8 protein-coding genes are annotated in these 8,267 nt (G+C 56.1%); 2 read left to right on the top strand and 6 right to left on the bottom strand.

From position 1 onward, the window contains the following. Positions 1–91: 91 nt before the first annotated feature. From V8L71_RS19985 to aptA, 4 genes are all read right to left on the bottom strand, one after another. Entirely contained in the window at positions 92–472 is a 381-nt protein-coding gene (locus V8L71_RS19985) for an Hsp20/alpha crystallin family protein (RefSeq protein WP_336275247.1), read from the bottom strand. Positions 473–613: 141 nt separating this feature from the next. Continuing rightward, positions 614–1,234: a TetR family transcriptional regulator C-terminal domain-containing protein gene (locus V8L71_RS19980; protein WP_176305083.1), complete on the bottom strand. Its 621-nt coding sequence runs from the start codon at positions 1,232–1,234 to the stop codon at positions 614–616. A gap of 94 nt (positions 1,235–1,328) precedes the next feature. After that, the gene (locus V8L71_RS19975) at positions 1,329–2,825 is read right to left on the bottom strand and encodes a CoA-acylating methylmalonate-semialdehyde dehydrogenase (RefSeq protein WP_336275246.1); all 1,497 of its coding nucleotides are present in this window, start codon (positions 2,823–2,825) and stop codon (positions 1,329–1,331) included. A gap of 44 nt (positions 2,826–2,869) precedes the next feature. Continuing rightward, positions 2,870–4,243, bottom strand: a complete 1,374-nt coding sequence (aptA, locus tag V8L71_RS19970; protein ID WP_336275245.1) for an omega-aminotransferase AptA — start codon at positions 4,241–4,243, stop codon at positions 2,870–2,872. A 194-nt stretch (positions 4,244–4,437) separates the two neighbouring features. On the opposite strand from aptA, the gene V8L71_RS19965 reads away from it, so the two are divergent. Next, positions 4,438–5,703: a Zn-dependent hydrolase gene (locus tag V8L71_RS19965; protein ID WP_336275244.1), complete on the top strand. Its 1,266-nt coding sequence runs from the start codon at positions 4,438–4,440 to the stop codon at positions 5,701–5,703. 46 nt (positions 5,704–5,749) lie between these two features. Here V8L71_RS19965 and hmuQ read toward each other — a convergent pair whose 3' ends face one another. Continuing rightward, positions 5,750–6,052: a heme-degrading protein HmuQ gene (gene hmuQ, locus V8L71_RS19960; protein WP_290702194.1), complete on the bottom strand. Its 303-nt coding sequence runs from the start codon at positions 6,050–6,052 to the stop codon at positions 5,750–5,752. 130 nt (positions 6,053–6,182) lie between these two features. Here hmuQ and V8L71_RS19955 point away from each other — a divergent pair, with 130 nt between their 5' ends. Beyond that, on the top strand, positions 6,183–7,763 hold the full coding sequence (locus V8L71_RS19955; RefSeq protein WP_336275243.1) for a cryptochrome/deoxyribodipyrimidine photo-lyase family protein: 1,581 nt from the start codon (positions 6,183–6,185) through the stop codon (positions 7,761–7,763). A 209-nt stretch (positions 7,764–7,972) separates the two neighbouring features. On the opposite strand, the gene V8L71_RS20800 is transcribed toward V8L71_RS19955, so the two are convergent. Beyond that, entirely contained in the window at positions 7,973–8,161 is a 189-nt protein-coding gene (locus V8L71_RS20800; protein WP_431313201.1) for a DUF3800 domain-containing protein, read from the bottom strand. Between the last annotated feature and the right edge of the window lie 106 nt (positions 8,162–8,267).

Here is an 8,267-nt window from a genome sequence, read left to right as displayed (position 1 = left end):
TCAGCTTTTCAGGTACCATTTTGGAAGCGGCTGTTGGTGCTTGATGGATTGGTTAGGTTCTTGAAATCATAGCACTTTCAGCCGCTTTCTTTTATACCCTGTGAGAAATCCGGGCTAGGCCATCAGGTAGTGCAATGGCCCGCACGAACTCACCGCTGGGGCGCTCACATCGAAATACCGGGCGCGAGCTGCCATCCTCATTACTACCGATGGCGGGCTCACGCTTGCCACGCAGGGTAAGCACATTATCCTGGATATCAATGGTCAAGTCCGAGGGAGCCAGCCCCGCAGCAAACACATAGACACGCACGGCATCATCGCTGCGAGCGAGATTGATCATCGGGAAACTGCCCCGTGGCACCGCCCGAATATCCATCGCACTGCCATCAGGCAAGAAGCCGTCCAATAGTTGACGAAACCAATCCAACTGCTGGGACGAGCCGATTTCGAAACGCTTAATATCGTCGAACATAGCGAACACCTCCTACGTTAAGCAGATGATCGAAAGAGGCCGCCACGTCACAGAGCAGCGCCTCTATCAACTGCAAAATAGGAGCAGTTCAAAGGCTTTCAAGGGGTTCAATAGCAATTTTTCTAGCTTTTTCACCGGCCATTACGAAGTCAGCCCAATCCCGCGCAAAATCACCGAAGTCACCGACTGCACCGCTTTTTCGAACTGCAGGTCGCTCAGCGGTTGGTCGTCGTTGAGCAGGCAGATTTGGTAGTCGAAATCGGCGTAGTGCTGCGTGGAGGCCCAGATCATATAGAGCAGGTAGGAAGGTTCGACAGGATTGATCTGGCCCGACTCTACCCATTCGCGAATTTTTGACTCTTTGAGTTTGGCCCATTCATAAAGGTTATCGCGCAGGCGCTCTTTGAGGATGGGGGCGCCCTGCATCACTTCGGCGGCCCATACTTTTGAGCCGTGGGCGCGGTTTCGGGAGTGGGTCATCTTGGCGCGAATATAGGTGGACAGCACAACGCGGGGATCATCGTAAAGCTCGAAACAGAGCGCATCCTGTTTCCAGACCTCAAGAAGTGCTAATAGAACATCTTGATACAGCGCTTTTTTGGTCGAAAAATAGTAGTGCACATTGGACTTGGGGAGTTCGGCCAACTGCGCGATTTCGCCCATGGAGGCGCCTGCGTAGCCTTTTTCGGCAAACAGCTGTTCCGCCGCCTGGAGAATCTTTTTTACATTGGTTTGCCGAATTTCGTCCTGAGTTCTCGCCACGCTGTCCTCGTCCCTATACGCATGAAGTACGCACCAAAAAAAGCACCATCGCAGGGCGACGGTGCTGAGAAGATGTCCTAGTTACCCGAGAACGTCAACTTTGATTGGCAGGAAACGAGAACTCGGCCCGGGTCGCTTCGCTCACCGATGGCCAGCGCTGGGAAACCGCTTTACGGCGGGTATAGAAGCGCACTGAGTCCGGCCCGTAGGCGTGAAGGTCACCAAACAAGGAGCGCTTCCAGCCGCCAAAGCTGTGGTAGGCAACGGGCACGGGCAGCGGCACGTTCACCCCTACCATGCCAACCTCGATAGCATCGGTAAAGCGGCGGGCCGCTTCGCCATCGCGGGTAAATAGACAGGTACCGTTGCCGTATTCGTGATCGTTAATTAACTGCATGGCGTCGTCCAAACTACCGACCCGCACGATGCAGAGCACTGGCCCGAAGATCTCTTCCTGATAGATGCGCATCTCGGCTGTCACGTTATCGAACAAGCAGCCGCCGACAAAATATCCCTCTTCATGGCCAGCCACTTTAAGGCTGCGGCCATCAGCGACGAGGGTTGCACCGGCGTTAACGCCCTCTTCGATGAAGCCGAGCACCTTATCGCGGTGCTCGGCCGTCACCAGCGGGCCCATATCCAGGCCTTTGTCAGTGCCAGGGCCCACTTTCAGTTGAGCGATTTTAGGCAACATGGTTTCGACCAAGCGATTGGCCGTTTCATCACCGACGCACACCGCCACTGAAATCGCCATGCAGCGTTCACCGCAGCTACCGTAAGCCGCGCCCATTAGCGTGTTGGCGGCGTTTTCCAAGTCAGCATCCGGCAGCACCACAGCGTGGTTCTTCGCCCCACCCAACGCCTGAACGCGCTTACCGGCTGCGGAACCGCGCGAGTAAATCGCTTCCGCTACCGGTGTGGAGCCGACAAACGAAATGGCTTTAACGGCTTTGGCATCCAAGAGTGTTTCCACTGCTTCGCGACCGCCGTGAATGACGTTCATCACGCCTTTAGGCAGCCCCGCTTCTTGAAGCAGTTCGGCCACAGCCATAGATGCGGATGGATCTTTCTCAGATGGCTTGAGGATAAAGGTGTTACCACAGGCAATCGCCATGGGGTACATCCACAGCGGCACCATGGCGGGGAAGTTAAACGGGGTAATGCCCGCGACCACGCCTAAGGGCTGGAAGTTAGACCACGCATCGATGCCCGGCCCTACATTGTGGGAGTACTCGCCTTTGAGCAGTTCGGGTACGCCGCATGCGTACTCGACGTTCTCGATGCCACGCTTGAGTTCGCCCATCGCATCTTCTGGGGTTTTGCCATGCTCTTCGCTGACCAGTTGCACCAGGCGGTCAGCGTGCTCTTCCAGCAACTGCTTAAAACGGTACATCACCTGGGCACGCTTGGCGGGTGGCGTATCGCGCCAAGCGGGGAAGGCCGCCTGAGCGGCGGCAATCGCGCGCTCTACGTCGGCGGCATTCGCATCCGCGACTTGGCGAATCACTTTGCCCGTTGAGGGATTGGTGACATCCAGTGTGCGCTTGCTCTCGACTAACTCACCGTTAATCAGGTGGGAAACAACACTCATAGTTAAACTCTCTATAGTTAAACTCGCTGAAGTTGATCAGTAGATTAGGCTAACGAATCCAGGGTGGTCGCAACGGCATCGAACAGCCGCTCTAGCTCGGCCTCAGTGGTACCAAACGGAGGGCCAAACTGCAGCGTGTCGCCGCCGTAGCGCACGTAGAAACCTGCTTCCCAGAGCGCCATATGCGCATCGCGGGGGCGAATGATGGGATCGCCGTCGCGGGGGGTTAGCTGAATGGCGCCAGCTAAACCGTAGTTACGAATATCGACAACGTGGTTGCGGCCTTTTAGCGCGTGCAGCTTCTGCTCAAAGGTGGGCGCGATGGCGCTCACCTGAGCGGGGAAGTTTTCACGCTCCATCATTTCAAGGGCCGCTAGCCCCGCCGCGCAAGCCACCGGGTGGGCGCTATACGTGTAACCGTGGGAGAACTCAACGGCGTGTTGGGGGCCGCCAGCCTGCATAAAGGTGTCGAATATCTCGCTGGAAGCGATGACCGCGCCCATAGGAATGGCGCCGTTAGTGATCTGCTTGGCCACGTTCATGATATCAGGCGTTACGCCAAAGGCTTCCGCGCCGGTGGTCGCACCGCTGCGACCAAAGGCAGTAATCACTTCGTCAAAAATCAGCAGAATATCGTTAGCTGTGCAGATCTCGCGCAGCCGATCCAAATAGCCTTTGGGCGGCACAATTACCCCTGCAGAGCCGGACATCGGCTCGACAATCACCGCAGCAATGGTCGAGGCATCGTGGAGGGCGATTTGATCGAGCAGCGCATCGGCGAGCTCTGCACCGGTTTCCGCTTGGCCGCGGGTAAAAGCGTGGCCCGCCTGAAGGGTATGCGGCAGGTGCGTTACGTCCAACAACTGACCGTAGTGTTTACGGTTACCACCGATACCGCCCAGGCTGGTGCCGCCGATATTCACCCCGTGATAGCCCTTGGCACGACCGATCATGCGAGTTTTCTCAGGTTTACCTTTTAGCCGCCAGTAAGCCTTGGCCATTTTGACCGAGGTGTCGGCGGCTTCTGAACCGGAGTTGGTAAAAAACACATGGTCCAGACCCGCAGGCGTGAGGCTTGCGACCTTTTCCGCCAGTTTAAACGCCAGCGAATGACCAAGCTGAAATCCCGGCGCAAAGTCGAGGCTGCCTAACTGCGCCGAGACGGCCTTTTGGATCTCTTCACGGTTATGCCCCGCGCCGCAGGTCCATAGCCCGGAAAGCGAATCGAACAGCTTACGGCCCTGATCATCGATGTAGTAACGCCCTTCCGCTCCGGCAATAACACGCGGGTTGGCATGGAAGTCGCGGTTGGCACTAAACGGCATCCAGTAGTGCTGATTAAGCGCCGTTTTAGAGGGTGAATCCCCCATCGAAGAAGGTGAGGCTTGTGTCTTGGTTTTGCTTTTTATTCCAAACATGGTGTCTAGCTCCATCGCTATGAGACATGGTCTCAGCATGCGCCACCACACACGTTTGTAAAATTACGCTTTTCTTTTGTTCACGTTAGAGAATGTATACGTATCACGGGCTTTTTTGTCTCTACTCTAGCAATGAGCCAAATAATAAATCGGGGAGTCGCCAGCTTCTTCCGTGCTCAATAAAAGGAATTGATATGAACTCGCTTATTGAACCGAAAATCGCCATCGCTGACTTACGCACTGACAGCGATCGACTTTGGGAATCGCTAATGGAGTTGGCCAAGCTAGGTGCCACCGCCAAAGGCGGCGTTAACCGTCAGGCGCTCACCGATTTAGAACGCCAGGGGCGTGATCTGTTTATTCAATGGTGCCGCGCTGAAGGCTGCACCATTCGCATCGATAATATTGGCAATATATTTGCTCGTCGGGAAGGCAGTGACCCTAATGCCAAAACCGTCATGGCAGGCAGCCACTTGGATAGCCAGCCTACCGGTGGCAAGTACGACGGCTGCTTCGGTGTGCTCTCCGGCTTGGAAGTGATTCGCACCCTTAATCAGCACAACATCACTACTCAGTCTCCTATCGAAGTCGTCGCCTGGACCAACGAAGAAGGCTGCCGCTTTCCGCCCTGCATGATGGGTTCCGGCGTATTTACTGGCGAGCTGGAATTTGACGCCATGATGGCGCGCACTGATGCCGATGGCGTGACGGTTAGCGATGCCTTGGACGCCATCCATTACCGCGGAAGCGACAGCGTCTCGCCAAGCGAGATAAAAGCCTACTTTGAGCCGCACATTGAGCAAGGCCCGATCCTGGAAGATACCGACACCATCATTGGTGTAGTTATCGGCGGGCTTGGTCAGAAGTGGTTTGATTTAACTCTAACCGGGCTTGAAGCCCATGCGGGACCGACGCCGATGAACCTTCGCCGCGACGCCATGATGGGTGCTGCGGAAGTTACCCAAGCGCTCAACCGTATCGCCTTTGATCATCAGCCCCACGGGCGCGGCACGGTCGGCTGTATGACCCTGCATCCTGGTTCGCGTAACGTCATTCCAGGCCAAGTTAAAATGACCCTGGATATGCGTCACTGGGAACCGGAAGCGCTTATCACGATGGGCCAAGCTGTCGCGACCGCCGTGGAAGAAATTTGCCAACGTCATGGGCTGGAGTATGAATTAACGCCTACGGCGGATTTTGCGCCGGAATACTTTAATAAAGAGTGTGTTGATGCGGTGCGCCAAGGGGCAGAGAAGCTCAATCTCTCCCATATGGATATCATCAGCGGTGCAGGCCACGATGCGATGTTTGTTGGCCGCGTAGCCCCCGCCGCAATGATTTTTATTCCCTGCAAGGATGGCATCAGTCACAACGAGATAGAGAGTGCCACGCCAGAGCACGTTCATGCAGGCTGTAACGTTCTGCTCCACGCCATGCTGGACGCTGCTGGCCTCGACTAGATTTCACATAACGCTACCGCACAGGGAGCGTGCGGTAGCCGATGGCTTACAGCACGACTTCATAACCTTCAAACTTGGGCGGGCCGAGATAGATACCTTCCGGTGCTTTAGCATTGGCATGCGCTTTGCGGAAGGCGTCTGACTTGGTCCAGTCGCGGAAGGCTTCTTCGGATTCCCAAACGCTGTGGGAGATAAACACGGTGTGGTCTTCCTGCTTTTCACCCTGCAGCATCTTGAATTGCTTAAAGCCCGGCACTTCATCCAGGTGAGAGTCGCGGTTGCGCCACACTTCTAGAAAGTCCTCTTCACGGCCTGGGGCAATCCGAAAACGGTTCATGGCGATATACATGGTGACGCTCCTGTTGGAAGGGTGCTGCTGAATGGATTACGCAAATGCTGGCTTGATGGTAACGTCCTGGTGTGATGACGAACAGGTGTAGCGACGAATAGCCCTCAACCGCCAGGTATCGGTCTTGTTAATGACTAAGGCACCCCTCCAGGTCGTTTGGTTCAAACGCGATTTACGCATTCACGACCATGCGCCGCTAGCTAACGCCGCTGCGGCGGGCCCCGTGTTGCCACTCTTCGCCATCGAGCCCGGCCAGTGGCAGGCACCAGACAGCGCCCTGCGCCACTGGCAGTTTGCCGCTGACTCGCTTATCGACCTTTCAAGCGCCCTGGCAACCCTCAGCCTGCCGCTGTGTATTTGGCAGGGTGATATCGTTGATGGTTTGAACGCCCTCAAAGCGCACTATGGCGAGCTGGTGCTGCATTCCCACGAGGAGACCGGCAACGCCTGGAGCTTTGCCCGCGACCTTAGCGTCAAAGCGTGGTGCCAGCAGCACGACACGCCATGGCATGAAGCGCGCCAGCACGGCGTCGTGCGTGGTTTAAAATCCAGAGTGGCTGACCGCAACGCCTGGGAAATCCAGTGGGAAACGTTAATGACTGCGCCCACCGCCACTGCCCCCTCAAACGCCCAGGCGGCTGAGGGCTGGCAAGCCTTTCACCACATTGACGCCGAACAGCTTCACAGCCTGACGCTCGGGTTTGATACCACGCCCTGCCCCGAGCGCCAGCCCGGTGGCCGCAGCGAAGGCCGCGCAATATGGCGCAGCTTTGTAAGCCAGCGCGGGAGGCGCTATCGCGGCTCCATTTCTAAACCGCTACTCGCCTGGGAGTTTGGCTCACGGCTTTCGCCTCACTTGGCCTGGGGCACGCTCTCCATGCGTGAAGTGGTGCAGTCGTTGCGCCGTCAGCGGAAAAAGCATGCGGAAGACACGCCGTGGTCCCGCTCGCTGCGCGCCTTCGCTTCCCGGCTCCACTGGCACTGCCATTTTATTCAAAAGCTCGAAAGTGAACCGAGTATCGAGCATCAAACGCTACACCCGGCGCTGCGCGGTCTACGGGAGCGCGACCCCGAACACCCCAATCTGATCGCCTGGAAGCGCGGGCAAACCGGGGTACCGCTGGTAGATGCCTGCATGCGCAGCCTGATCGCCACCGGTTGGATCAACTTTCGCATGCGCGCCATGCTGATCTCCCACGCCACCTTCGGCCTTGGGCTGCATTGGTACGAACCTGCACTGCACTTGGCGCGGCTATTTACCGACTTCGAGCCGGGCATTCACTACCCACAGGTGCAGATGCAGGCAGGCGCCACGGGCACCAATGCCCTGCGGGTGTATAACCCCATCAAACAGGCAGAGGATAACGACCCTAGCGGTGAGTTTGTCGCCCGCTGGGTGCCAGAATTAACCACCCTGCCGTTAGAGTGGCGCGCCAAACCTTGGGCGCTGCCGGAAAGCCTGCAAAAGCGATTCGACTTTCAACCCGGCGAGCACTATCCAATACCCAACGACTTTGAAGCCGAAGCACGCCACTGGAAGAAGATGCTGTATGAGCTGCGTCGCACGCCAGATGCGAGAGAAACCAGCCAAGCCATTGTGGATAAGCTCGCCAGCCAGTGCCGACCGCCCGCTCAGCGCGCTAAAAAAGCAAAACCCAGCAATCGCCAGCAGCTTTCGCTGTTTGACGAGGGCGAGTTGGAGGATAGGTAATTGTTACGCTTAGCCTGGACTCACGAACTTCTTCAACAGAGTGCATGCCGCATCGAGGAACAGTTCGGCATGTAATATGCTAAGTGAAGAGAAACCCGTCGTTCTTCACATTGTTAATATTCTTGTCGAACTGGATTCAGTAACGACCGGTTCACGCGACGGTTTGTAGCCGCGAAGCGGCGGAGAACCGGTCGCTGTGCCGCCAATGGTTAAATTGCCGTATGGAGCCCATGTTGGACACCACCAAAATAGTCAAACTTACGTTCGATGATGCTAGAAAATTGATCATCATCCTTTTCATATTTACGAAATAACGCATAGGCTACCAAATCAGCAAGCTGAATCAGTCTCGTTGCTTCGGAATCAATGAAAGCAGGGACTTCTGAATCGCCCCGGATATTCTAGACACCCGTTAGGCTCTTAAAGTAACGCCTTTCATACTCAACCGGTGACAAGTTATCACTTGTGCTGTGTCGGCGCTTTGGGTTGTAAAACATTTCAATG

The sequence above is a fragment of the Vreelandella indica genome, from assembly GCF_037070225.1.
GTDB classification, from domain to species: Bacteria; Pseudomonadota; Gammaproteobacteria; order Pseudomonadales; family Halomonadaceae; genus Vreelandella; species Vreelandella arctica.
Note: the sequence above shows the minus strand (reverse complement) of the source record. Positions and strands in the feature narration are given on the sequence as shown.